Source organism: Streptomyces macrolidinus, from assembly GCF_023887685.1.
GTDB lineage: Bacteria > Actinomycetota > Actinomycetes > Streptomycetales > Streptomycetaceae > Streptomyces > Streptomyces macrolidinus.
Genome location: NZ_JAMWMR010000008.1, coordinates 106,740 through 129,580 on the forward strand (window position 1 = coordinate 106,740; position 22,841 = coordinate 129,580).

20 protein-coding genes are annotated in these 22,841 nt (G+C 71.3%); 11 read left to right on the forward strand and 9 right to left on the reverse strand.

Annotation, left to right across the window (positions count from 1 at the left end):
* The first annotated feature begins 148 nt into the window (after positions 1-148).
* Positions 149-394 (forward strand): WhiB family transcriptional regulator, encoded by a 246-nt coding sequence (locus NGF19_RS12390; RefSeq protein WP_252424878.1) that lies wholly within the window; start codon positions 149-151, stop codon positions 392-394.
* A gap of 50 nt (positions 395-444) precedes the next feature.
* Entirely contained in the window at positions 445-660 is a 216-nt protein-coding gene (locus tag NGF19_RS12395; RefSeq protein WP_252424879.1) for a hypothetical protein, read from the forward strand.
* A gap of 91 nt (positions 661-751) precedes the next feature.
* Here the strand turns inward: NGF19_RS12395 and NGF19_RS12400 are convergent, their stop codons facing one another.
* The 3 genes from NGF19_RS12400 to ssgD all read right to left on the reverse strand — a co-directional run bounded on the left by NGF19_RS12400 (position 752) and on the right by ssgD (position 4,211).
* A complete protein-coding gene (locus NGF19_RS12400; RefSeq protein ID WP_252424880.1) occupies positions 752-1,726 on the reverse strand; it encodes an acyl-ACP desaturase in 975 nt (324 codons plus the stop codon).
* 120 nt (positions 1,727-1,846) lie between these two features.
* On the reverse strand, positions 1,847-3,466 hold the full coding sequence (locus tag NGF19_RS12405) for an ABC-F family ATP-binding cassette domain-containing protein (protein WP_252424881.1): 1,620 nt from the start codon (positions 3,464-3,466) through the stop codon (positions 1,847-1,849).
* Between the two features lie 331 nt (positions 3,467-3,797).
* Complete coding sequence (ssgD, locus tag NGF19_RS12410; RefSeq protein WP_252424882.1) at positions 3,798-4,211, reverse strand: spore wall synthesis regulator SsgD; 414 nt, start codon at positions 4,209-4,211, stop codon at positions 3,798-3,800.
* A gap of 205 nt (positions 4,212-4,416) precedes the next feature.
* On the opposite strand from ssgD, the gene NGF19_RS12415 reads away from it, so the two are divergent.
* From NGF19_RS12415 to NGF19_RS12425, 3 genes are all read left to right on the forward strand, one after another.
* Positions 4,417-5,472: a WD40/YVTN/BNR-like repeat-containing protein gene (locus NGF19_RS12415; protein ID WP_252424977.1), complete on the forward strand. Its 1,056-nt coding sequence runs from the start codon at positions 4,417-4,419 to the stop codon at positions 5,470-5,472.
* A 97-nt stretch (positions 5,473-5,569) separates the two neighbouring features.
* Positions 5,570-5,893, forward strand: coding sequence for a plasmid stabilization protein (locus tag NGF19_RS12420; RefSeq protein WP_252424883.1), 324 nt, complete (start codon positions 5,570-5,572; stop codon positions 5,891-5,893).
* A gap of 34 nt (positions 5,894-5,927) precedes the next feature.
* A complete protein-coding gene (locus NGF19_RS12425) occupies positions 5,928-6,650 on the forward strand; it encodes an endonuclease V (protein WP_252424884.1) in 723 nt (240 codons plus the stop codon).
* Positions 6,651-6,689: 39 nt separating this feature from the next.
* Here NGF19_RS12425 and NGF19_RS12430 read toward each other — a convergent pair whose 3' ends face one another.
* The 3 genes from NGF19_RS12430 to NGF19_RS12440 are packed head-to-tail and all read right to left on the reverse strand — an operon-like array spanning position 6,690 to position 10,451.
* The gene (locus NGF19_RS12430) at positions 6,690-7,868 is read right to left on the reverse strand and encodes an anhydro-N-acetylmuramic acid kinase (protein WP_252424885.1); all 1,179 of its coding nucleotides are present in this window, start codon (positions 7,866-7,868) and stop codon (positions 6,690-6,692) included.
* A gap of 17 nt (positions 7,869-7,885) precedes the next feature.
* The gene (locus tag NGF19_RS12435; protein ID WP_252424886.1) at positions 7,886-9,445 is read right to left on the reverse strand and encodes a sodium:solute symporter; all 1,560 of its coding nucleotides are present in this window, start codon (positions 9,443-9,445) and stop codon (positions 7,886-7,888) included.
* A gap of 49 nt (positions 9,446-9,494) precedes the next feature.
* Positions 9,495-10,451, reverse strand: coding sequence for an N-acetylglucosamine kinase (locus NGF19_RS12440; protein WP_252424887.1), 957 nt, complete (start codon positions 10,449-10,451; stop codon positions 9,495-9,497).
* Between the two features lie 235 nt (positions 10,452-10,686).
* Between NGF19_RS12440 and NGF19_RS12445 the strand changes: the two genes are divergently transcribed.
* The 4 genes from NGF19_RS12445 (at position 10,687) to NGF19_RS12460 (ending at position 16,465) form a co-directional block, all read left to right on the forward strand.
* A complete protein-coding gene (locus NGF19_RS12445; RefSeq protein WP_252424888.1) occupies positions 10,687-11,637 on the forward strand; it encodes a MurR/RpiR family transcriptional regulator in 951 nt (316 codons plus the stop codon).
* 191 nt (positions 11,638-11,828) lie between these two features.
* Positions 11,829-12,989: a CaiB/BaiF CoA transferase family protein gene (locus NGF19_RS12450; RefSeq protein ID WP_252424889.1), complete on the forward strand. Its 1,161-nt coding sequence runs from the start codon at positions 11,829-11,831 to the stop codon at positions 12,987-12,989.
* A 49-nt stretch (positions 12,990-13,038) separates the two neighbouring features.
* Positions 13,039-14,253, forward strand: a complete 1,215-nt coding sequence (locus NGF19_RS12455; protein ID WP_252424890.1) for an acetyl-CoA C-acetyltransferase — start codon at positions 13,039-13,041, stop codon at positions 14,251-14,253.
* A gap of 31 nt (positions 14,254-14,284) precedes the next feature.
* Positions 14,285-16,465: a 3-hydroxyacyl-CoA dehydrogenase NAD-binding domain-containing protein gene (locus NGF19_RS12460; protein WP_252424891.1), complete on the forward strand. Its 2,181-nt coding sequence runs from the start codon at positions 14,285-14,287 to the stop codon at positions 16,463-16,465.
* Between the two features lie 91 nt (positions 16,466-16,556).
* On the opposite strand, the gene NGF19_RS12465 is transcribed toward NGF19_RS12460, so the two are convergent.
* Positions 16,557-17,300 carry a MerR family transcriptional regulator gene (locus tag NGF19_RS12465; RefSeq protein ID WP_252424892.1) on the reverse strand — a complete coding sequence of 248 codons (744 nt, stop codon included), beginning with the start codon at positions 17,298-17,300 and terminating at the stop codon, positions 16,557-16,559.
* Positions 17,301-17,567: 267 nt separating this feature from the next.
* Here NGF19_RS12465 and NGF19_RS12470 point away from each other — a divergent pair, with 267 nt between their 5' ends.
* Entirely contained in the window at positions 17,568-19,034 is a 1,467-nt protein-coding gene (locus NGF19_RS12470; protein ID WP_252424893.1) for an amino acid permease, read from the forward strand.
* Between the two features lie 108 nt (positions 19,035-19,142).
* Here the strand turns inward: NGF19_RS12470 and NGF19_RS12475 are convergent, their stop codons facing one another.
* Positions 19,143-20,630, reverse strand: a complete 1,488-nt coding sequence (locus tag NGF19_RS12475) for a M1 family metallopeptidase (protein ID WP_252424894.1) — start codon at positions 20,628-20,630, stop codon at positions 19,143-19,145.
* Positions 20,631-20,761: 131 nt separating this feature from the next.
* Positions 20,762-21,724, reverse strand: a complete 963-nt coding sequence (locus NGF19_RS12480; RefSeq protein WP_252424895.1) for an FAD-dependent oxidoreductase — start codon at positions 21,722-21,724, stop codon at positions 20,762-20,764.
* Between the two features lie 66 nt (positions 21,725-21,790).
* Between NGF19_RS12480 and NGF19_RS12485 the strand changes: the two genes are divergently transcribed.
* Entirely contained in the window at positions 21,791-22,810 is a 1,020-nt protein-coding gene (locus NGF19_RS12485; RefSeq protein ID WP_252424896.1) for an oxidoreductase, read from the forward strand.
* Positions 22,811-22,841: the final 31 nt, after the last annotated feature.

Below are 22,841 nucleotides of genomic sequence, written 5' to 3' on the forward strand. Positions count from 1 at the left end.
GCATACTTCCGTCGCCGTTCACTCCGCGCGCCGCCGTGCGTCGCGCCGCCCCGCCGGGCATCATCGACGGCCGTGAACAAGGCGCCCGGCACACGCCGTTGATCCATCGTTGATCGAATGTTTTTCGCCACCCCGCAAGCTCTTGCCCATGCACACCGAAACGATGACTGCGACCGACATCGCCTGGCAGGAGCAGGCGATGTGTGCGCAGACGGGGGCCGATTTCTTCTTTCCCGAGCCGGGCAGCTCGGTGCGAGAGGCGAAGCGTATCTGCGAGCTGTGCCCGATACGCTCCGCCTGTCTCGAGTACGCGCTCATTCACGACGAACGCTTCGGCGTCTGGGGCGGGCTGTCCGAGAAGGAGCGCCTGCAGCTCCGGCGGACGCGGGGGTAGCGCGGTCCCGTCCGGATGCGGGGCGGGGGATGCGGGACGATCCTGGAGATATGTCCGGACGGGCTCCTGTCATCGTTCACCCGCCGTCGGGAACCGGCGGCCGACGGGTGACCGCGCGCGGGGAGAGTCTCGGGCTGGCGTTCTCCGACGAGGACCTCATGGAGTTCCTCGGTCGGGCCGGCCTGCCGGACGCCGAGGATCTGCTCGACGACCCGGCATGGGTGAAGTGGCGGGGCGCGGAAGCCCACCACTACGAGGCCGCATAGGAGACACGGCGACGCGCGGGCCCGGAGGCCACGCCGCCCTGCGACCGTGATCAACCCACGGCTAACGGCCGTGCTCCGACAGCGACCGTGCTCAGCTCTTGCCGCGTGACGCCATCCGCGCCTTGCGGGCTGCCAGCTTCTCGTCGAACCGCGCGGCCTCCGCGTCGAGACCGCCCATGAACAGGCCCAGTTCCTCCTGCGCCGCGCGGCCCTCGGGGCCGAGCCCGTCGATCTCCATGACCTTCAGGAAGCGGAGCACCGGCTGGAGCACGTCGTCATGGTGGATCCGCAGGTTGTAGACCTCGCCGACCGCCATCTGCACGGCGGCGCGCTCGAAGCCGGGGATGCCGTGGCCGGGCATCCGGAAGTTCACCACGACGTCCCGGACCGCCTGCATGGTCAGGTCCGGCGCGATCTCGAACGCGGCCTTGAGCAGGTTCCGGTAGAAGACCATGTGCAGGTTCTCGTCCGTCGCGATACGGGCCAGCATCCGGTCGCAGACCGGGTCGCCGGACTGGAAGCCCGTGTTGCGGTGCGAGATACGGGTGGCCAGCTCCTGGAAGGAGACATAGGCGACCGTACGCAGCATCGAGTGCCGGTTGTCCGACTCGAAGCCCTCGTTCATGTGCGCCATGCGGAACTGTTCCAGCTTGTCCGGGTCGACGGCGCGCGAGGCGAGGAGGTAGTCACGCATGACGATGCCGTGCCGGGCCTCCTCGGCGGTCCACCGGTGCACCCAGGTGCCCCAGGCACCGTCACGGCCGAAGAGCGCGGCGATCTCGTGGTGGTAGCTGGGGAGGTTGTCCTCCGTCAGCAGGTTCACCACGAGCGCCGTCCGGCCGATCTCGGTGACCTTGGACTGCTCCTTCTCCCAGGCCACGCCGTCCTCGAAGAAGCCGGGGAAGTTACGCCCTTCGCCCCACGGAACGTACTCGTGCGGCATCCAGTCCTTGGCGACCTTCAGATGCCGGTTCAACTCGGTCTCGACCACTTCCTCCAGTGCGTACAGCAGCCGGGCGTCGGTCCAGTCGGAAGGGCTGCCGAGGTGGGGAGCGTCGATCGTCACGGGAACTCCAGGATGGGGACGGTGAACAGTCCGGCGAGCGGTGCCGGAACCTACGGGGACGTAGGCTACGAGGCCGTAGGTTACGGGACCGTAGGTTAAGCGCGCTATAAAGATCACTGATCAGTGCGTGTCCAGCGGTTTCGTCTCCTTCAGCTCGCCGTCGAGGAGCAGCCAGCGGGTGATGCCGATCGACTCCAGGAACGGCATGTCGTGGCTCGCGACGATCAGCGCGCCCTCGTAGGACTCCAGGGCCGTGGTGAGCTGCCGTACGCTCGCCAGGTCGAGGTTGTTGGTCGGCTCGTCCAGCATCAGCAGTTGCGGCGCGGGCTCCGCGAGCATCAGCGCGGCCAGGGCGGCGCGGAAGCGCTCACCGCCCGACAGGGTCCCGGCCCGCTGGTCGGCCCGGGTGCCGCGGAACAGGAAGCGAGCCAAGCGCGCCCGGATCCGGTTGTTGGTGGCGCCCGGAGCGAACCGGGCCACGTTCTCCGCGACCGTCGACGCGTCGTCCAGGACGTCCAGCCGCTGCGGCAGGAAGCGCAGCGGCACATGCGCGGTCACCTCGCCCGCCACCGGCTCCAGTTCGCCCGCGATCGTGCGCAGCAGGGTCGTCTTGCCCGCGCCGTTGCGTCCGATCAGCGCGATCCGCTCCGGGCCGTGCAGATCGAGGCCGCCCGCGACGCGCGCGCCGTACCTCAACTCCAGGTCCCGCAGCGTCAGTACGGCCCGCTCCGGGGGCACCGCCGTGTACGGCAGGTCGACGCGGATCTCGTCGTCGTCCCGTACCGCCTCGACCGCCTCGTCCAGCCGTTCCCTGGCCTCGGTGAGCCTTCCCTCGTGCAGGATGCGGTGCTTGCCCGCGGACTCCTGTGCCGCCCGCTTGCGCGCGCCCATGACGATCTTGGGTTCCCGCTTGTTCTCCCACATCTTCTGCCCGTACCGCTTGCGGCGGGCCAACTTGACCTGGGCGTCGACCAGTTCACGCTTCTGCTTGCGCAGGTCGGCCTCGGCGACGCGCACCATGCGCTCCGCGGCCTCCTGCTCGACGGCCAACGCCGCCTCGTACGCGGAGTAGTTGCCGCCGAACCAGGTCACCTCTCCCGAGCGCAGATCGGCGATCTGGTCGACCAGTTCGAGCAGTTCACGGTCATGGCTGACCACGACCATGATCCCCGGCCAGGCCTGGACCGCCGCGTACAGCCGTCGACGCGCGTACAGGTCGAGGTTGTTGGTGGGCTCGTCAAGGAGCAGGATGTCGGGGCGGCGCAGCAGCAGCGCGGCCAGCCGCAGCAGAACGGTCTCGCCGCCGGAGATCTCACCGATGGTGCGGTCCAACCCGACGTGGCCGAGGCCGAGTTCGCCGAGCATCGCCTCGGCGCGCTCCTCCACGTCCCAGTCGTCGCCGACGGTCGTGAAGTGCTCCTCGGCCACATCGCCCGCCTCGATGGCGTGCAGGGCGGCGCGGGTCTCGGCGATACCGAGCGCCTCCTCCACGCGCAGCGCGGTGTCGAGCGTGACGTTCTGCGGAAGGTAGCCGACCTCGCCCATGACGCGCACCGAGCCGTCGGACGGGGCGAGTTCACCCGCGATCAGCTTCAACAGGGTCGACTTGCCGGAGCCGTTGACCCCGACGAGCCCGGTCCTGCCGGAGGCGAAGCCGACCTGGAGGTCGTCGAAGACGGCGGTGCCGTCGGGCCAGGAGAAGGACAGGGAGACACAGGTGAGGGAGGGAATGGATGACATACGGGCCTCGCGGTTGCGTGAAGTGGGTGGGGGCAACGCGTGAGAGACACCGCAGGGGCGACGGTCCGTGAACAGGCCGTGAGCATGGCCGTGAGCAGAGGAAGAGCCCAGCACGGGAGGACGGCTCGGACGCCGAGGTCGCACGCGACGCACACAGACGCGGACTGCGCTGTGTGACGCGGTGTCTCAAGACCTCAGTAGAGCAACGTCCTTCTCCTGTCGATGGCAACGGGCCGGTGACGAACACGCTAGGAGCGGGCGCGAGGCGCGTCAACGCATTTACGGGGCGCTTCCGCGAGCGGGCATGCTTAGGGCATGCGCGAGGAGGACATCACGCGTCGCGCATCAGCTCCGCGAGGCCGTGGTCCAGGTTCACCTGGAGATGCTCCAGACCGACCGGCACTAATTCGGTGGCCCGCTGGAGGAAGCTGCGGACCTCGCTGGAGTGGATGTGGATGACGGCGGTGCCCTCCGGGGCGTGGAACTCCAGGACGGTGCGGTCGTAACCGTACGGCCGTACCCGGACGTCGCCATGGCCCTCCGGGCCTTCCAGGCCCGCCGCCAGCAGCGCGCGGGCGAAGGTCCAGCAGACCTCCACGCCCTCCAGGGTGGCCGGGGCCGGGAACGTCATACGGACGGCGAACGGGTCGCGCCGGTCGTAGCGGAGCATGGCCGGAATGCTCGGCATCCGCGGTGCGGCGGCGACGAGGCGGGCCTCCACGGGCTGCTCGATGACGAAGGACAACGCCTTGCTCCCTCGGGACGGCTGTCAGGTATGTGAAGAGACGAGGGAATGAGGCATTCCGTGCCCGACGGGCTGGAGTGACCTAGGTCACATACGTGACCGTCCTGATGTCTGGACCGCCTCGATCTCTGGACTGCCTTGAGCGGGTCGGCTAGCTTCGCGCGCCATGACGAGCATGAGGAAGACGAGACGTACGGGCCGGACGATGGCCGTGGGGCTGTGCGCCGCGGTGCTTGCCGCGCTGGCCGTGGCGCCCGCGCAGGCGTACGGCGACGGCGGCAAGCGGCCGGGGTCGCACTGGCGGCTCACCGACAGCGGTACGGACGCACGGTTCCGGGGTCTGGCCGCGGTCAGCCGGAACACCGCCTGGCTGGCCGGAACGCAGGGCGCCGTGCTGCGGACCACCGATGGCGGCGCGCACTGGCGCGATGTCTCCCCGCCGGGCGCCGCGGGCCTGGAGTTCCGCGACATCGAGGCCTTCGACGCCCGGCGCGCCGTCGCCCTGACCATCGGCGAGGGCGAGGACTCCCGCCTCTTCCGCACCGGCGACGGGGGCGCGACCTGGACCGAGACGTTCCGCAACACCGACAGCCGGGCCTTCTACGACTGCCTCACCTTCTTCGACCACCGCCACGGCCTCGCCATGAGCGACCCCGTCGACGGGCGGTTCCGTCTGCTGTCCACCAGCGACGGCGGGCGCTCCTGGAGCGTCCTGCCCGGCGCCGGGATGCCCGCCGCGCAGGACGGCGAGGCCGGGTTCGCGGCCAGTGGCCAGTGCCTGGTCGCCTCCGGGCCGCACGACGTATGGCTGGCGACGGGCGGCGGCGCGCACGCGCGCGTGCTGCACTCCGCCGACCGCGGCCGGACGTGGAGCGCGACCGACACCCCGCTCCCGGCGGGCGATCCGGCACGCGGCGTCTTCGCGCTCGCCTTCCGCGACCGCACGCACGGCATCGCGGTCGGCGGCGACTACCGCGCGGACCAGCCGTCCCCGCGCGCGGCGGCGGTCAGCGGGGACGGCGGTCGCACCTGGACCCCCGCCGCCGAGCCTCCGCCCGCCTACCGGTCCGGTGTCGCCTGGCTTCCGCACAGCCGCACGGCCGCGCTCGCCGTGGGCCCGACCGGCACCGACCTCACCACGGACGGCGGCCGTACCTGGACCACCGTCGACACCGGCTCGTACGACACCGTGGACTGCGCCCCGGACCGGGGCTGCTGGGCCGCGGGGGAGAAGGGACGGGTGGCACGGCTCGAACCCTGAGGGTGTCTGAACCCTGAGGGTGCTTGAACCCGACGGTGATCCGGCGAAACCCGGGTACTCGGTGTGGACCCGTACATCCCGAAAGGAAGTGACCGTCATGCCACGCGGCTCCAGCCCCAAGCGGGAGCGTCAGTACGAGCACATCAAGAAGAGCGCGCTCGACCGCGGGGAGAAGAAGGGACGAGCCGAGGAGATCGCGGCGCGGACCGTGAACAAGGAGCGGGCCCGCTCCGGCGAGTCGAAGACCGCGAGCCGCACGTCCACCCAGGACATGTCCTCCGGCAGGCGCGGCGGACAGCGCTCGGGCCACGGCTCCCAGGGGCCCACCTACGACCAGCTCTACCAGGAAGCCAAGCGGCGCAATATCCACGGCCGTTCGGACATGAACAAGAGCGATCTGAGGCGGGCCCTGGGCAAGTGACGGCGGACCGCGGGGTCGTACGCTCGACACCATCATGACGACCGTACGCATCCCCGCGGGCTGGCCCGCGACCGAAGAAGAGGCCCGCGCCGTACAGGACGACCTGCGCGGCCGGGTGGTCCTGGACGAACCCGGTCCGCCGCCCGGCACCGGCCGTGTGACGGGTGTCGACGTCGCCTACGACGACGAGCACGATGTCGTCGCGGCGGCGGCCGTGGTCCTGGACGCGGCCACGCTCACGGTGGTCACCGAGGCCACCGCCGTCGGCGAGGTCTCCTTCCCCTACGTCCCCGGGCTGCTCGCCTTCCGTGAGCTGCCCACCGTGCTCGCCGCCCTCGACGCCCTCTCCCTCGACCCGGGGCTGGTCGTCTGCGACGGCTACGGCCTCGCCCACCCGCGCCGCTTCGGGCTCGCGAGCCACCTCGGCGTCCTCACCGGGCTCCCCACGATCGGTGCGGCCAAGAACCCGTTCACCTTCACCTACGACGAACCCGGCGCCGCGCGCGGCAGCACGGCCCCGCTGCTCGCGGGCACGGAAGAGGTCGGCCGGGCGGTGCGCACCCAGACGGGCATCAAGCCGGTGTTCGTCTCCGTGGGACACCGCGTCGACCTCGCCAACGCCTGCGCCCATGTCCTCGCGCTCTCCCCGAAGTACCGCATCCCGGAGTCCACGCGCCGCGCCGACGCCCTGTGCCGCCGGGCCCTCGCCGAGGCGGTCGGCCGGGCCGGTGTCGCGACCGGCCCCGCCGCCGACTGACTCCGGGCCGTCGACCGCCTGCGGAGCGAGCCGGGCCGGTCAGCGAGGCGTGCCGTCGATCCGCAACCGCCGCGGCGGGGCGGCGGCGGGCTCCGGCAGGCGCAGTGACGTGCGGCCCGGTGTGATGCTGCCGAGCAGCGAGGCGTGCCGGGCTCCGGTGCACGAGGGCACCGTGGCGGGCAGACCCTGCACGGTCAGGAAGCCCAGGACCGCGAACGCCAGCGCCTCCTTCGCGGTGGAGGGCAGGCCCAGGCTGTCGCTCGGCAGCAGTCGTATGCCGGCCGCCTCCTCGTCGAGCATCCGCATCAGTACGGGGTTGCGGGCGCCGCCGCCGGAGACGACGAGTTCGTCGACGCCGTGGGCCCGGCAGGCGTCCGCGACGGTGACCGCGGTGAGCCGGGTCAACGTGGCCAGTACGTCGTCGGGTTCGAGGACCGGCCGCGCAGCGAGCGCCTCCAACAGATAGGCGAGGTGGAACAGCTCCTTGCCGGTCGTCTTCGGGGCGGGCCGCCGGTAGTACGGCTCCTCCAGCAGTCGGGCCAGCAGAGCGGGGTCGACCCGGCCGCGGGCGGCACCGCGGCCGTCCTCGTCGTAGGCGCGGGCGCCGTGCGTGAAGTGCCGTACGGCCGCGTCGATCAACGCGTTGGCGGGCCCGGTGTCGAAGGCGACCGGATCGGTGTCCCGGCTCACCACGGTCACGTTGGCGATGCCGCCCAGGTTCAGCGCCGCGCTCACGCCCGCCCGGCCGCGCAGCAGCAGCGTGTCGACGATGCTCACCAGGGGCGCGCCCTGCCCGCCCGCTGCGACATCGCGGCTGCGCAGATCGGAGACGACGGGCAGCCCGGTCGCCTCGGCGATCCAGGCGGGCTGCCCGAGCTGGAGCGTGCCGCGGACCGCGCCGCCCTCGACCCAGTGATGGACGGTCTGCCCGTGCGAGACCACCAGGTCGGCGCTGCCGGAGCACAGCTCCCCGACGGCGCGCGTGGCCGCCGCGGCGAAGGCCTGGCCGAGACCGGTGTCCAGGCGGCAGACGGTCTCGATGGTGGTCGCGGAGGGCGGCAGCACCGCTTCCACGAGCCCGCGCAGCTCCTCGGGGTAGGGGAGGCTGAGGGCGCCGAGCGGGCGCAGCACCAGGGTGTCGTGCTCCAGGGTCAGCTCGGCCGCCGCGGCCTCGATGGCGTCGTAGGACGTGCCGGACATCAGGCCGATCACGCGCATGGTGTCTCCGTAGGTTGTCAGGCGGCCGGGGAGCCCGAGGCCGTCGCCGTGTCGGTCCGGTCGGGCCCGGACGGGGCGGCGGGAACCGGCGGCTGGTGGAAGAGGCTCAGCACACCGCCCACGACCAGGGTGAGGACGACCCCGATCGGCACCAGCCACTGCGCCGCGATCGCGGCGGGCACGGTCGCACCCGCCACCGTGGTGTCGATCTTGACGACGCGCACGATGTACGTCATCACCGCGAGCGTCACCACGAAGGCCACCAGGGAGTCGACCTCATTGGCCCGCTTGACCAGACGGCCCAGCAGGAACGCGCCGAGCAGGGCCCCGTAGGTGTACCCGGCGATGGCGAGGCCCGTGAGGTAGACATTGCCGGTGCTGGTACTGAAGGCACAAGCGAAGACCGCCATCAGCACGGCCCACACCAGCGTCATCACCCGCGCCAGCTTCAGCATCGTCTCCTCGGAGGGCGTACGGCGGAAGAAGCTGCGGATCAGGTCCGACACGGTGGAGTTGGACATCGAGTTGAGCGCCGAGGACAGCGAGCCCATGGCCGCGCCCAGGATGCCGGCCACCAGCAGTCCCGAGACGCCCACGGGGAGGCTGTGCAGGATGAAGTGCGGATAGAGGTCGTCCGAGCTCTTCAGCCCGAGGTCGGTGAAGGACCGGCCGTTGTTGTAGGACCACAGCAGGGCACCGACGAGGGAGAACGCCGCGAACTGCACGGTGATGAAGATGCCCGAGCCGATCATCGCCTTCTGGCTGTCGCGCAGATCGCGGGTGGACAGGATGCGCTGGACGATGAGCTGGTCCGAACCATGGCTGGCCATGGCGAAGACGGCACCGCCGAGGATCGCGGTGGGCAGCGCGAAGGTGCTGGTCAGGATGTGGCTGAAGGAGAAGTCGGTGTCGAACACCCGGAAGTGCCCGCTGTTCAGCGCGTCACTGAAGCCGCTCGTGCCGACATGGCCGGAGAGCACCGCGATCGCCAGGACCGCGCCGCCGAGGTAGAGCAGCATCTGGATGGCGTCGGTCCAGATGACCGCCTTGATGCCGCCGAGGTAGGTGTAGACGACGGTGATGGCGGTGAGGACGACGATGATGGTCCGATAGCCGGTGTCGACGCCCAGCTCGTCCAGGAGCAGCTTGATCGGGATGGCGGAGGCGAACAGCCGTACGCCCTCGGCCAGCAGCCGGGTGATCACGAACGTGATCGAGGCCAACCCCTGCAGCCGCAGCCCGAAGCGGTCCCCGAGATAGGCGTAGGCGCTGACGAACCCGCCCCGCTTGTACAGCGGGATGAGGACGGTCGCGACGACCACGCGTCCGATCACATAGCCCAGCGCGAGTTCCACGTTGCCGAAGGCCTGGCCGCCGTACGCGCCGCCGGGGACGCTGATCACGGTGAGGACGCTGGTCTCCGTGGCCACGACCGAGAAGCACACCGTCCACCAAGGCATCTTGCCCTCGCCGACGAAGTACTCCGTGGCGGATCGCTGTCGCCCGGACATCCGCAGTCCGATCCAGGCGATGGCGACCAGATAGACGATGATCACGACGAGGTCGAGGTGGCGCACGGGCTTGCTCCTGTGGGAAGGGCGGGGGAGGAGAGGGAGTTACGAGGGGTCAGACCCGTTCGCGGTGGCGCAGGCGCGTGACGAACGGTTCGTGCGGGCCGCTGCGGCGCAGGGCCAGCAGCCGGGCCCCGTCGAGCGGATCGCCCAGGGGCGGGCGCAGTTCCAGGACGTGCGCGGACGCGGTGAGGGCCGCCGTGAGCGGATCCAGCAGCGGCGCGCCGAGGTGGGTCAGGCCGCCCGTGACGGCAACCGGGACCGGGTCGTCGCCGATCCGGCGGGCGGCGGCGGACACCGCGTCGGCCAGCGCGCCGGCGGCGTCTCGCAGGATGCGCACGGCCGCCCGGTCCTCACGGGCCGCGGCTCGCGCGACCGCCGGGGCGAAGGCGGCGGCGGACCGGGCGGGGTTGCCGTCCCGCGACACGGTGGCGGGCAGGCGTTCCAGCGCGCCGTACTGCTCGATCGCGGCGGTACGCAGCGCGGTCTCGGCGCCCCGGCCGTCCTGGGCGCGCAGCGCCGCGCGCAGCCCCGCGAGGCCGATCCAGGCGCCGCCGCCCTCGTCGCCCAGCCAGGGCCCCCAGCCGTCGACGAGCGCGAACGCGCCCTCGGCCGCGGCGACGGTCACCGCGCCGGTCCCGATGGCGAGGACCACCCCCGCCTCACCGCCCAGCGCCCCGGCGTGCGCGGTCACCGCGTCGCTGGTGACGGCGGCCTCGTCGGTGGGCATCGTGGCCAGCAGCCGCTGGGCCAGCGCGCGGGCGGCGTCCGGCGCGGCGGCGGACCCGGCGGCCCCCACGCAGACGGTGCGCAACCGCTCGACGGCCGCGTCCTTGAGCGCCGCCTCCGCGGCACTCCGTACCGCCGTCTCCGCCGCGATGACCCCTCCGGACGAGGCCAGGCCCGGCGCTCCCGGCACCTCGTGCACGGACAGGGGCGCGGCGCCGTCCTCGGTCCAGACCGCCGCACGGCACCCGGTCTTGCCAAGATCCACAGCGAGCACAGCAGTCATGGGGACGCTCTCTTCTCATGGAGGTGGAAGCGGAAGCGGAAGCAAGCGGTACATGCGTGTTCGGCGTTCGGGGCGGGCGTTGCGTGTTCGGCGTTCGGGCGTGGTGCCGAGTATCAGAAGAGCGAGCGCGGCATGTCAATAAGTAACCACCCGGCTTTGCATCTCGTTAATTTTTGACGACCCGCCGCCCCCGCTGCCTACACTTCATCCGTCCCGTACGGCCCTGGAGGAGCGCATGGCCCCCACGACGGCATCCCCCGCCGACCCGGCAGAGCCGGTCCGCGAGTCGCCCCCGGTCGACCTTCTGGCGAGCATCCGCGGCGCCCTGCCGCATCTCGCCCCGGCCGAGCAGCGCGTGGCCGAGGCGGTGCTCGCCGATCCCGCGCAGGCCGCCGAGTTCTCCATCAGCGCCCTGGCGGGCCGCGCCCGGACCTCGGTCACCACGGTCATGCGGTTCTGCCGGGCCGTCGGGCTGGCCAACTACCCGCAGTTGCGGCTGGCGTTGGCCGGTGCCGCCGCCCGCGAGGACGCGCTGCGCGGTGAACGGGCCTGGACCAGTGGGGACATCAGTGCCACCGACTCGCTCCAGCAGGTGGTCGAGAAGATCATCTACAGCGAGGCGCGCTCCTTGGAGGAGACCGGCGCCCGGCTCGATGTGGACATGCTGGAGCGAGCGGTCGACGCGGTGGCCGCCGCCCGGCGGATCGACATCTTCGGTGTGGGCGCGAGCGGGGTCGTCGGCCAGGATCTGCACCAGAAGCTGCACCGGATAGGCCGGATGGCGTTCGTCTGGACCGATGTCCACGCCGCGCTCACCGCCTCCGCGCTGCTCGGTCCCGCCGATGTCGCCATCGGGATCTCCCACTCCGGCACCACCAGCGACACCATCGCACCGCTGCAGGCCGCGGCCGGGCGCGGTGCGACGACCATCGCCCTCACGAACTTCGCGCGCTCGCCGATCGCCGAGAGCGCCGACCTGCTGCTGACCACCTACGCCCTCGAAGCCCCCTACCGGGTCGGTGCCACCGCCAGCCGCATCGCCCAACTGGCGCTCGTGGACTGCCTGTTCGTCGCCGTGGCCCAGCGTTCCTACGACGACTCGACCGAGGCGCTCAGCGGGACCTGGGGTGCGATCCACGACAGCGGCACGCGCCGACTGCCCCCGGCGCCACCGACCGGCTCCTGACCGCCGGACGCCCGAGGCTCCTGACCACCCCCCGCCCCCGTGGCCGTGGCCCGAACCCCGCCCGGGTGATATGAGATGGTTTGACGACCCGCGGCGGGCTAAGCGCTTGCTCGCCGGGGTATTGTCCGCACTGCAACACGTTCTTAACATCACTGATGTCACATCGGTTGTGTCACAGAGCTGGGGGCTTGATGGCAGTGGCAGGGACGCCTGGGCACGGCCCGCTCGCGGGTGTGCGTGTCGTCGAGCTGGCGGGCATCGGACCCGGCCCGTTCGCCGGGATGCTGCTGGCCGATCTCGGCGCCGACGTGGTGCGCGTCGACCGGCCGGGCGGCCCGGGGCTCGGGGTCGCCCCCGAGTACGACATCACCAATCGCAACAAGCGCTCGGTGGTGGTCGACCTGAAGTCCGAGGACGGCCCCGCCCGCGTCCTGGACCTGGTCGAACGCGCCGACATCCTCATCGAGGGCTACCGTCCGGGCGTCGCCGAACGCCTCGGCATCGGCCCCGAGACCTGCCACGCCCGCAACCCCCGCCTCGTCTACGGCCGGATGACCGGCTGGGGCCAGGACGGCCCCCTCGCCCCGCGCGCCGGACACGACATCGCGTACATCGCGCTCACCGGCACGCTCGGCATGATCGGCGACCCCGACGCGCCGCCCACCGTTCCCGTGAACCTCCTCGGCGACTACGCGGGCGGCGCGCTCTACCTCGTCGTCGGCGCCCTCGCCGCCCTCCACCACGCGCGCGCGACGGGCGCCGGGCAGGTCGTGGACGCGGCCATCGTCGACGGCACCGCCCATCTGACCTCGATGATCCACGGCATGCTCGCCGCCGGGGGCTGGCAGGACCGCCGGGGCGCCAACCTCCTCGACGGCGGCTGCCCCTTCTACGGCACCTACGAGACGGCCGACGGCGGCGCCATGGCGGTGGGCGCCCTGGAACCGCAGTTCTACGCGGAGTTCGTGAAGCTGCTCGGCCTCGGGGACCGGATCCCGGCCCGCGAGGACGCCGCCCGCTGGGGCGAGTTGCGGCAGGCGATCGCGGCCCGCTTCAGAACCCGTACGCGCGACGAGTGGACCCGGCTCTTCGACGGCTCCGACGCGTGCGTGGCCCCTGTCCTCTCGCTCCGCGAGGCCCCGGCCCACCCCCACCTCGCCGCCCGCGGCACCTTCACCGACCACGAGGGCATCACCCAACCGGCGCCCGCGCCCCGCTTCTCGGTCACCCCCACCTCGGTCCGTGGCGGCCCGGCCCGGCCGGGCGCCGCCACCGTGGACGTGGCGCGTGACTGGGACGTCCCCCGCCTCCTCCAGAACGACGCCCCCAGGCTCCTCCAGGACGGCGACTGAAGATCACCCGCCGTTCCCGCTCGGCCGACCCTCCTCGAAAGGCTTACCAGTGAGCACCGAAGCGTACGTGTACGACGCGATCCGCACCCCGCGCGGGCGCGGCAAGGCCAATGGCGCCCTGCACGGCACCAAGCCCATCGACCTGGTGGTCGGACTCATCCACGAGGTACGGCGCCGGTTCCCCGACCTCGACCCGGCCGCGATCGACGACATCGTCCTCGGGGTCGTGGGCCCGGTCGGCGACCAGGGCTCCGACATCGCCCGGATCGCCGCGATCGCCGCCGGACTGCCCGACACGGTCGCCGGGGTCCAGGAGAACCGCTTCTGCGCGTCCGGCCTCGAAGCCGTCAACCTCGCCGCGGCGAAGGTCCGTTCGGGCTGGGAGGACCTGGTGCTCGCGGGCGGCGTCGAGTCCATGTCGCGCGTCCCGATGGCCTCCGACGGCGGCGCCTGGTTCGCCGACCCGATGACCAACATCGCCACCAACTTCGTGCCCCAGGGCATCGGCGCCGACCTCATCGCCACCATCGAGGGCTTCTCCCGGCGGGACGTGGACGAGTTCGCGGCGCTGTCCCAGGAGCGCGCCGCGACCGCCTGGAAGGAAGGCCGCTTCGAGAGGTCCGTGGTGCCCGTGACGGACCGCAGCGGCCTGGTCGTCCTCGACCACGACGAGCACATGCGGCCCGGCACCACCGCCGACTCGCTCGCGGGGCTCAAGGCGTCGTTCGCGGACATCGGCGACCTGGGCGGCTTCGACGCGGTGGCGCTGCAGAAGTACCACTGGGTCGAGAAGATCGACCACGTCCACCACGCGGGCAACTCCTCCGGCATCGTGGACGGCGCGTCGCTTGTCGCGATCGGCTCCGAGGCGGTCGGCGAGCGGTACGGGCTGACGCCGCGCGCCCGGATCGTCTCGGCGGCGGTCTCCGGTTCCGAGCCGACGATCATGCTGACCGGCCCCGCGCCCGCCACCCGCAAGGCGCTCGCCAAGGCGGGCCTGACGATGGACGACATCGACCTGGTCGAGATCAACGAGGCGTTCGCCGCTGTCGTGTTGCGGTTCGTGCGGGAGATGGGGATCTCGCTGGACAAGGTCAACGTCAACGGCGGCGCCATCGCCCTCGGCCACCCGCTCGGCGCGACCGGCGGGATGATCCTCGGCACCCTGGTGGACGAACTGGAGCGCCAGGACAAGCGATACGGGCTGGCCACGCTGTGCGTGGGCGGCGGCATGGGCATCGCCACCATCGTCGAGCGTGTCTGACCTTCCCCGACGGACCTACGGAGCACCCCTGATGACACTTCAGTCCACCACCATCCGCTGGGAGCGGGACGACACCGGCATCGTCACCCTCGTCCTCGACGATCCGAACCAGTCCGCGAACACCATGAACCAGGCGTTCAAGGAGTCGATCGCGGCGATCGCCGAGCGCGCCGAGGCCGAGAAGGACTCCATCCGCGGCATCGTCTACACCTCCGCGAAGAAGACCTTCTTCGCCGGCGGCGACCTCAAGGACATGATGAAGGTCGGCCCCGAGGAGGCCCAGCAGGTCTTCGAGACCGGTATGGCGATCAAGCACGCGCTGCGCCGTATCGAGACCCTCGGCAAGCCGGTCGTCGCCGCCCTCAACGGCGCGGCCCTGGGCGGCGGTTACGAGATCGCCCTCGCCTCCCACCACCGCATCGCCCTCGACGCCCCCGGCTCCAAGATCGGCCTGCCCGAGGTCACCCTCGGCCTGCTTCCGGCGGGCGGCGGCGTCACCCGTACCGTCCGGCTGATGGGCATCGCCGACGCCCTGCTGAAGGTGCTGCTCCAGGGCACCCAGTACGCGCCCCGGCGCGCCCTGGACAACGGCCTGGTCGATGAACTGGCCGCCACCCGCGAGGAGATGCTCGCCAAGGCGCGCGCCTTCATCGACGCCAACCCCGAGTCCCAGCAGCCCTGGGACAAGCCGGGCTACCGCATCCCGGGCGGTACGCCGTCCAACCCGAAGTTCGCCGCCAACCTCCCCGCCTTCCCGGCCAACTTGAGGAAGCAGTTGAACGGCGCCCCCTACCCGGCCCCGCGCAACATCCTCGCGGCGGCCGTCGAGGGCTCCCAGGTCGACTTCGAGACCGCCCAGACCATCGAGGCGCGCTACTTCACCGAGTTGGTGACCGGGCAGACCGCGAAGAACATGATCCAGGCGTTCTTCTTCGACCTCCAGGCCGTCAACTCCGGCGCCAACCGGCCGCAGGGCATCGAGCCCCGTACGGTCCGCAAGGTGGCGGTCCTCGGCGCCGGGATGATGGGCGCGGGCATCGCCTACTCGTGCGCCCGCGCGGGCATCGAGGTCATGCTCAAGGACGTCTCCCCGGAGGCGGCGGCCCAGGGCAAGGCCTACTCCGAGAAGCTGTGCGCCAAGGCGGTCGCCAAGGGGCGTACGACGCAGGAGAAGGCGGACGCGCTGCTCGCCCGGATCACCCCCACCGCCGAGGCCGCCGACCTCGCGGGCTGTGACGCGGTCATCGAAGCCGTCTTCGAGGACCCGGCGCTCAAGCACAAGGTGTTCCAGGAGATCGAGCACATCGTCGAGCCCGACGCGCTGCTGTGCTCCAACACCTCGACCCTGCCGATCACGGCGCTCGCCGAAGGCGTGGAACGGCAGAGCGACTTCATCGGGCTGCACTTCTTCTCGCCCGTCGACAAGATGCCGCTGGTCGAGATCATCAAGGGCGAGCGGACCGGCGAGGAGGCGCTGGCGCGCGCCTTCGACCTGGTGCGGCAGATCAACAAGACGCCGATCGTGGTCAACGACTCGCGCGGCTTCTTCACCTCCCGTGTCATCGGCCACTTCATCAACGAGGGTGTCGCGATGGTCGGCGAGGGCATCGAGCCCGCCTCCGTCGAGCAGGCGGCGGCGCAGGCGGGCTACCCCGCCAAGGTGCTGTCCCTGATGGACGACCTGACGCTCACCCTGCCCCGCAAGATCCGCAACGAGACGAAGCGGGCGGTCGAGGAGGCGGGCGGCACCTGGACGGCGCACCCGGCGGAGGCCGTCATCGACCGTATGGTCGACGAGTTCGGGCGCCCCGGCCGCAGCGGTGGCGCCGGGTTCTACGAGTACGGCGAGGACGGCAAGCGCGGCCTGCTGTGGCCGGGCCTGCGCGAGCACTTCACCGAGCCGGGCCACGAGATCCCCTTCGAGGACATGCAGGAACGCATGCTGTTCTCCGAGGCGCTGGACACCGTCCGGCTGCTGGAGGAGGGCGTGCTGACGTCCGTCGCCGACGCCAACATCGGCTCGATCTTCGGCATCGGCTTCCCCGGCTGGACCGGCGGCGTGCTGCAGTACATCAACGGGTACGAGGGCGGTCTCGCGGGCTTCGTGGCCCGTGCGCGGGAGCTGGCCGAGCGCTACGGCGAGCGGTTCACGCCGCCCGCGCTGCTGGTGGAGAAGGCGGAGCGGGGGGAGCGCTTCACCGACGCGCGCTGACCTCGGTTCGCCGCGCCGGTTCGCGACTCGGACCGCGTATCGGTTCGCAGGTGCCCGCGGAGGCTTCCGGTCTCCGCGGGCACCCGCGTGCTCACCGGTCCTGCGTGTCCGGCATGTCCTGCGCGTCCTGGGCGTCCTGCGCGGGCCGGGCGAGCCACTCCCGCAGCTCCTCCTTCAGGGAGCGCTGGAACGTGGTGAGCAGCGCCTGCACCACCAGCGGGTGCATATGCGCGGACAGGGACCGTACGTCCGTGGGGTCGCGCTCGGCCACGGCGTCGCGGAACAGCCGTGACAGCGCGTGCGCCGCGGCCCGGGAGTGCTCGGTCAGGACGGTGCGGGCGGCGAGGACCGTCTCATGGGTCAGCGGGACGTCGATCAGCTCGACGCCGAGACGCAGCAGCCCGGGGTCCATGTGGAAGCGGTCGTCCGCCCGCTCGATGACCCCGAGCGCCGCGAGCCGCTCCAGCTCGTCCTCGTCCAGCGCCCGTCCCGCGCGCCGTTCCAGCTCCTTCCGGGACACCGCCTCCACGGCGTCCGGCGCCCAGGAGGCCACGACGGCCCGCTGGAGCGCGAGGTCGCGCGCGGTGAGGTCCGTGGGAAGCTGCCGCAGATACCGTTCGATCCCGGCCAGCGTCATACCCTGGCGCTGCAACTCGTCGATCAGCTCCAGCCGGGCCAGATGCCCCGGCCCGTAGTGCCCCACGCGCCGCGGCCCGATCACCGGCGGGGGCAGCAGCCCCTTGGCGCTGTAGAAGCGGACGGTGCGGACCGTGACGCCCGCGCGCGCGGCCAGCTCGTCGACGGTGAGCGTCGGCTCCTCGGTCTCGGTCGTCATATGGAGCAGTATTGCTGTCCCACCAATGCTGTGAAACCTCGCGCGATCACGTGGCGTCGATCGACGGCCGCAAATCGGGACATTCGGTGAGCATATGGAGAACAGCGGAGAACGATGGAGAACAGTGGAGAACATGTGAGAAGTCCCGCTATGTGATCTGCGCTATCGCGTCCGCAGAGATTCGTGGGAGAGGGTGACCCGTCGGTCTGTGTCGCCTCTCAGGTGCCGGACCGAGGCACTGACCGAGCCACAGAGAGAGATCCACGCGTGAGCAAGGACGCCGTGAACACGGCCGTGGCCGCATCCCATGGCGGTGCGAGTCACCAGCCCAAGGACGCGGGCGACGCCGGTTACAGCAAGGACCTCAAGTCCCGCCACATCAACATGATCGCGATCGGTGGGGCGATCGGCACGGGCCTCTTCCTCGGAGCGGGCGGCCGGCTGCACAACGCGGGTCCCGCCCTGGCGCTGGCCTACCTGGTCTGCGGTGTCTTCGCCTTCTTCGTCGTCCGCGCGCTGGGCGAGCTGGTCCTGTACCGGCCCTCGTCCGGGTCCTTCGTGTCGTACGCGCGTGAGTTCCTCGGCGAGAAGGGCGCCTATGTCGCGGGCTGGATGTACTTCCTCAACTGGTCGACGACCGGCATCGCAGACATCACCGCCATCGCGCTGTACACGCACTACTGGAGCATGTTCACCTCCGTCCCGCAGTGGGTGCTCGCCCTGATCGCGCTCGCGGTCGTCCTGGCCGTGAACCTGATCTCGGTGCGGATCTTCGGCGAGATGGAGTTCTGGTTCGCGATCATCAAGGTCGCCACCCTGGTCGGCTTCATGCTGATCGGCATCTTCCTGCTGGCCACCCAGCACCCGGTGGGCGGCCACACCCCGGGCCTGAGCGTGATCGGCGACAACGGCGGCTTCTTCTCGCACGGGGTCATGCCCGTGGTCATCGTCATGCAGGGCGTGATCTTCGCCTACGCGGCCCTGGAACTGGTCGGCGTCACCGCGGGCGAGACCGCCGAGCCGGAGAAGGTCGTCCCGCGCGCGGTGAACTCGATCATGTGGCGCGTGGGCCTGTTCTACGTCGGCTCCGTGATCCTGCTCGCGCTGCTGCTGCCCGGCTCGGTCTACTCCGCGAGCGAGAGCCCCTTCGTCACCGTCCTGTCGAAGATCGGCGTATCGGCGGCCGGTGACGTGATGAACCTGGTCGTGCTGACCGCCGCGATGTCCTCGCTGAACTCCGGCCTCTACTCCACCGGCCGCATCCTGCGCTCCATGGCCATGGCGGGGTCGGCGCCGAAGTTCACGGCGCGGATGAACCGCAGCCAGGTCCCCTACGGCGGCATCCTGCTCACCTGCGCGGTGTGCGTGCTCGGCGTCGGCCTGAACTACCTCGTGCCGAGCCAGGCCTTCGAGATCGTGCTGAACGTGGCGTCCCTCGGCATCATCAGCACCTGGGTGATCATCATGATCTGCCACCTGGTCTTCGTCCGCCGCGCCAAGGCGGGCCTGGTCACCCGGCCGTCCTTCCGGCTGCCCGGCAGCCCGGTCACGGAGATCGCGACCATCGGCTTCCTGGTCGCCGTCCTCGTCCTCATGTGGAACGACCCCGTGGTCGGCCGCAAGACGCTGCTGCTCCTGCCCGTGATCGCGGCCCTGCTCGTCGGCGGCTGGTTCGCACTCGGCCGCCGCCGCGCCCAGACCGAGAACCAGGGCCCGACCCGCATCACGCCGTAACGGCGCCGAGGCCCTCGGTGAGGCGGGCCGCCCTCCGGTGAGGTGGCCCGGCCTGCCAACGAGGCGGCCCGGAGCATCCGCCCCGGGCCGCCTGCGGAGTCGCGGGGATCAGCCCGCGTGGATGTCGTTCGTCGCGGCGATCTTCTGCCAGGACTTCGGCGGGGCCGCGGCGGCCGGGGTCTGTGTGGCGGACACCGCGCCGCGTGCCGCGGGCTTCGACGGCTGGAACAGCCAGGTGTCGAAGAGCGCGGCCAGCGGCTTGCCGGACACGCGCTCCGCGTACGCCCGGAAGTCCGCGACCGAGGCGTTGCCGTACGCGTGCTCCTTCGGCCAGCCCTTCAGCAGCGCGAAGAACGCCTTGTCCCCGACCTCGTCGCGCAGCGCCTGGACGGCGAGCGCGCCCCGGTCGTAGACCGCGATGTCGAACTGGTCGTCCGGGCCCGGGTCACCGGGCCTGACCGTCCAGAACGGGTCGTCGGCCGGGTGCGAGGCGTACACCTGGTCCGCCAGCTCCTGTGTCGTGCCCTCGCCCTCGTGCTCCGACCACAGCCACTGCGCGTACCGCGCGAAGCCCTCGTTGATCCAGATGTCCTTCCAGCCCTTCAGCGACACGGAGTCGCCGTACCACTGGTGGGCCAGCTCGTGCACGACGACCGAGGGGTTCGCGCCCTTCGCGAACTGTTTCGGGCTGTAGTACACGCGCGTCTGCGTCTCCAGCGCGTACGACGTGGTCGTGTTGGGGACGTACCCGCCGACCGAGTCGAACGGGTACCGCCCGAGGTAGCCGCTCAGCCAGTCGACGATCTCCCCGGTGCGCTCCAGGCTCGCCCGCGCGGCCCGGTCGTAGGTGCCGAGGTCCTTGCTGTACGCGTTGATGATCGGGACGCCGGTCGACGTCTTCCCCGTGGTGATGTCGAACTTGCCGACCGCGAGCGTGGTGAGATACGTCGCCTGCGGCTTGTGCTGCCGCCAGGTGTAGGTGGTCCAGCCCTGCTTCGAACGCGTCGGCAGCAGCGTGCCGTTGGAGATCGCCTGGGTGCCGTCCGGCACCTGCACCGACACGTCGTACGTCGCCTTGTCGCTCGGGTGGTCGTTGCTCGGGTACCACCACCAGGCCGACTCCGGCTCGTCCGCGGCGATCGCGCCGTCCGGGGTGCGGTGCCAGGTACTGAACCCGTAGGCGCTCTTCGTGGACGGCACCCCGCTGTAGCGGACCACGACGGTCAGCGGCGTGCCCCGGCGCAGCGGGGTGGCCGGGGTGATCTCCAGCTCGTGCTCGCCGGAGGTGGCGAAGGAGGCCTTCGCGCCGTTCACCCGCACCTCGCCGACATCCAGCAGGAAGTCCAGGTCGAAGCGGGACAGATCCTCGGTGGTCCTGGCCCGGATGGTCGCCGTGCCCTCCAACTCGTCCGTCGCGGGCCGGTACTTGAGCCTCAGGTCGTAGTGAGAGACGTCGTATCCGCCGTTGCCGTAGTTCGGGTAGTAGGCGTCTCCGGCGCCCGGAGCCCCGGGCTGGTAGTCGGCCGCGGATGCCGGGATCGCCAGCAGCAGGGAAGCGGCGGCGAGGGCTCCCGGGGTGATGAGTCTGCGGTGCACGAGAACTCCAAGTCGTAGGCGCATGAAGTCTGTTCGGACACTATTCAGTCCCTTGAGCCCCAGCCGTGTCCATGGCACCGACGGCCGTAAGATCGTCATCCGGCCGTCGAAGCCACGCCCTTGACGCCTCCTCAGACAGCCGAGTCCGCCAACTCGGCCGCCTCGCGCGCGCATCCCCACGCCACCGTGACACCTGCGCCACCGTGCCCGTAGTTGTGCACCAACATCCCCCCACCGGGGAGCACTTCGCGCTCCAGCCGGACGGCCTCCCGTACCGGCCGCAGCCCCACCCGGTGTTCGAGGACCCGCGCCCCGGCGATCTCCGGCAGCATCGCCGCGCACCGCGCCATGATCTGCTCGGCCGTACGGGGATCGGGCGTGAGCGACCAGGCGTCGTCCTCGGCGGTGCCGCCCAGGATCAGCCCGCCGGGCTGCGGGAACAGATACGTGCCCGCCTCGGACGTGGGGTCCACCGACGTCAGCCAGGTGGTGACACCGGGGTTCTCCACCACGACGAGCTGCCCGCGCACCGGGCGCACCAGCGGATCGGGCACCAGCTCGCGGGCGCTCAGGCCGGTGCAGTTGACGACGACGGACGCCTCGGTGGCCGGTTCCGCCAGGTCCGCGATCGTACGTGCCTCGACGCGCCCTCCCGCCCGCAGCAACCGCTCGCGCAGCCACCGCAGATGGGTCGGCATGTCGATGAGCGGAAGCCGCGCCCACAGCCCCGTCCCGGCGTACTCGGCATCCGTCGCCGCGCGAAGTCCCTTGATCCGGGCGGCCCATGGCCCCAGTTCGTCCAGCCGTGTCTCGCCGAGCACACCCGGGACCATACGGACGCCCGTCACCTCGGGCCGCGCCGCCAACTCCTCGTACACGGCGAGGGATTCGAGGGCCCACTCGCCCACGAGGGCCTCGGGCTCGATCCGGTACGGCCACCACAGGGCGCCCGCGACCGCCGAGGTGGTCCGCTCGGCGGGCTCCCGCGTCCACACCCGCACCCGTCGGCCGTTCTCCGCCAGGACGATCGCCGTCGTCAGCCCGATGACCCCGCCACCGACCACGATCACAACATCGCTTCGCTCACTGTCCACGCCCGGACGCTAGCCGAATGTGCGCTGCCGTGCTCACATCACGTACAGTGTGGGAATACTCACACCATGTCTGCCGAGTACGCGACCTTCGGCCTGGCACCGGCGATCCGTGCCGGTGGTGTTCTCCCAGGCGGTGACTACCAAGTGCACCGGGACTTCGTGGACTTCGTCGTCGACGGACGTCCGCTGCTGTTCCAGCTCTCCGACCTGGACGCCGTCTCCCCGCTCGCCTCCGACATACCGCCCGCGATCTTCACCGCGCAGGTGCACAGCCTCCTCCTGGAGGCCGACGCCCCGCTCGAAGGCGGCCGTTACGTCATCTACGGCTGCCCGGAGTGCGAGGACCTGTCCTGCGGCGCGGTCACCGCGGTCATCGAGAAGGACGGCGACGACTTCGTGTGGCGCGACTTCGCCTGGCAGACGCGCGAGCGGGCGGATCTGGAGCTGAACGGCTACCACGGGATCGGCCCGTTCCGCTTCCGCGGCGACGCCTATCGCAGCGCCCTCACCTCCCTGCTCGACAGCCCTGCGGCGCCGCGGCACCGGGTGCTGCTGATCGGCTCCCGGGTCGCCGTCCTGGCCCGGCTCGCCGCCGCGCTGCGCACCATCGGCATCGGCGCGGAGATCGCCTACGACGCCACCGACGTGCCCGCCGAGGAGCTGCGTGGCTACGGCGCGGTGGCGTTCGGCAGAGCGGTCGGCGAGCCTCGACGGGCCGCCGTGCGCGAGGCGTTCGCCCGCGCGGGCGCCGAGGTCGCCTGGGTCGACGGGCTCGCCCCGATCGTGCCCCTGCTCGTCGCACAGATCGAAGACGCCCTCGACCGCACCCCCGTGGAGCGCCGCCGCCTCACCGAGCTGACCGCGGTCGGCGACACGGCGGAACTCGAGGTGACCTCCACCTGCCGCGTCCAGGTCACCGCCTACCGCCAGGACCGACTGCACCGCGTCCATGTCCACGAGGCCTTCGACGACGTCCTGGCCGCGGGCCGCCATCGCATCGCCCTCGATCCCCGGGCGACGAAGGGGGAGTCCTTCGTGGTGGCCCGGACCACCGGGGGCGCGCTGGTGGCGGCCGTGACGCACTGACCGGCTGCCGAGGCGCGGAACACCGCGGGCC

Bases quoted from the DNA above. Each gene is read 5' to 3' on its own strand.
- NGF19_RS12460 (WP_252424891.1), top strand. From the start codon at position 14,285: ATGACACTTCAGTCCACCACCATCCGCTGGGAGCGGGACGACACCGGC.
- NGF19_RS12430 (WP_252424885.1), bottom strand. From the start codon at position 7,868: ATGCGCGTGATCGGCCTGATGTCCGGCACGTCCTACGACGCCATCGAG.
- NGF19_RS12415 (WP_252424977.1), top strand. From the start codon at position 4,417: ATGGCCGTGGGGCTGTGCGCCGCGGTGCTTGCCGCGCTGGCCGTGGCG.
- NGF19_RS12485 (WP_252424896.1), top strand. From the start codon at position 21,791: ATGTCTGCCGAGTACGCGACCTTCGGCCTGGCACCGGCGATCCGTGCC.
- NGF19_RS12420 (WP_252424883.1), top strand. From the start codon at position 5,570: ATGCCACGCGGCTCCAGCCCCAAGCGGGAGCGTCAGTACGAGCACATC.
- NGF19_RS12465 (WP_252424892.1), bottom strand. From the start codon at position 17,300: ATGACGACCGAGACCGAGGAGCCGACGCTCACCGTCGACGAGCTGGCC.
- NGF19_RS12405 (WP_252424881.1), bottom strand. From the start codon at position 3,466: ATGTCATCCATTCCCTCCCTCACCTGTGTCTCCCTGTCCTTCTCCTGG.
- NGF19_RS12450 (WP_252424889.1), top strand. From the start codon at position 11,829: ATGGCAGTGGCAGGGACGCCTGGGCACGGCCCGCTCGCGGGTGTGCGT.
- NGF19_RS12395 (WP_252424879.1), top strand. From the start codon at position 445: ATGTCCGGACGGGCTCCTGTCATCGTTCACCCGCCGTCGGGAACCGGC.
- NGF19_RS12445 (WP_252424888.1), top strand. From the start codon at position 10,687: ATGGCCCCCACGACGGCATCCCCCGCCGACCCGGCAGAGCCGGTCCGC.
- NGF19_RS12390 (WP_252424878.1), top strand. From the start codon at position 149: ATGCACACCGAAACGATGACTGCGACCGACATCGCCTGGCAGGAGCAG.
- NGF19_RS12440 (WP_252424887.1), bottom strand. From the start codon at position 10,451: ATGACTGCTGTGCTCGCTGTGGATCTTGGCAAGACCGGGTGCCGTGCG.
- NGF19_RS12425 (WP_252424884.1), top strand. From the start codon at position 5,928: ATGACGACCGTACGCATCCCCGCGGGCTGGCCCGCGACCGAAGAAGAG.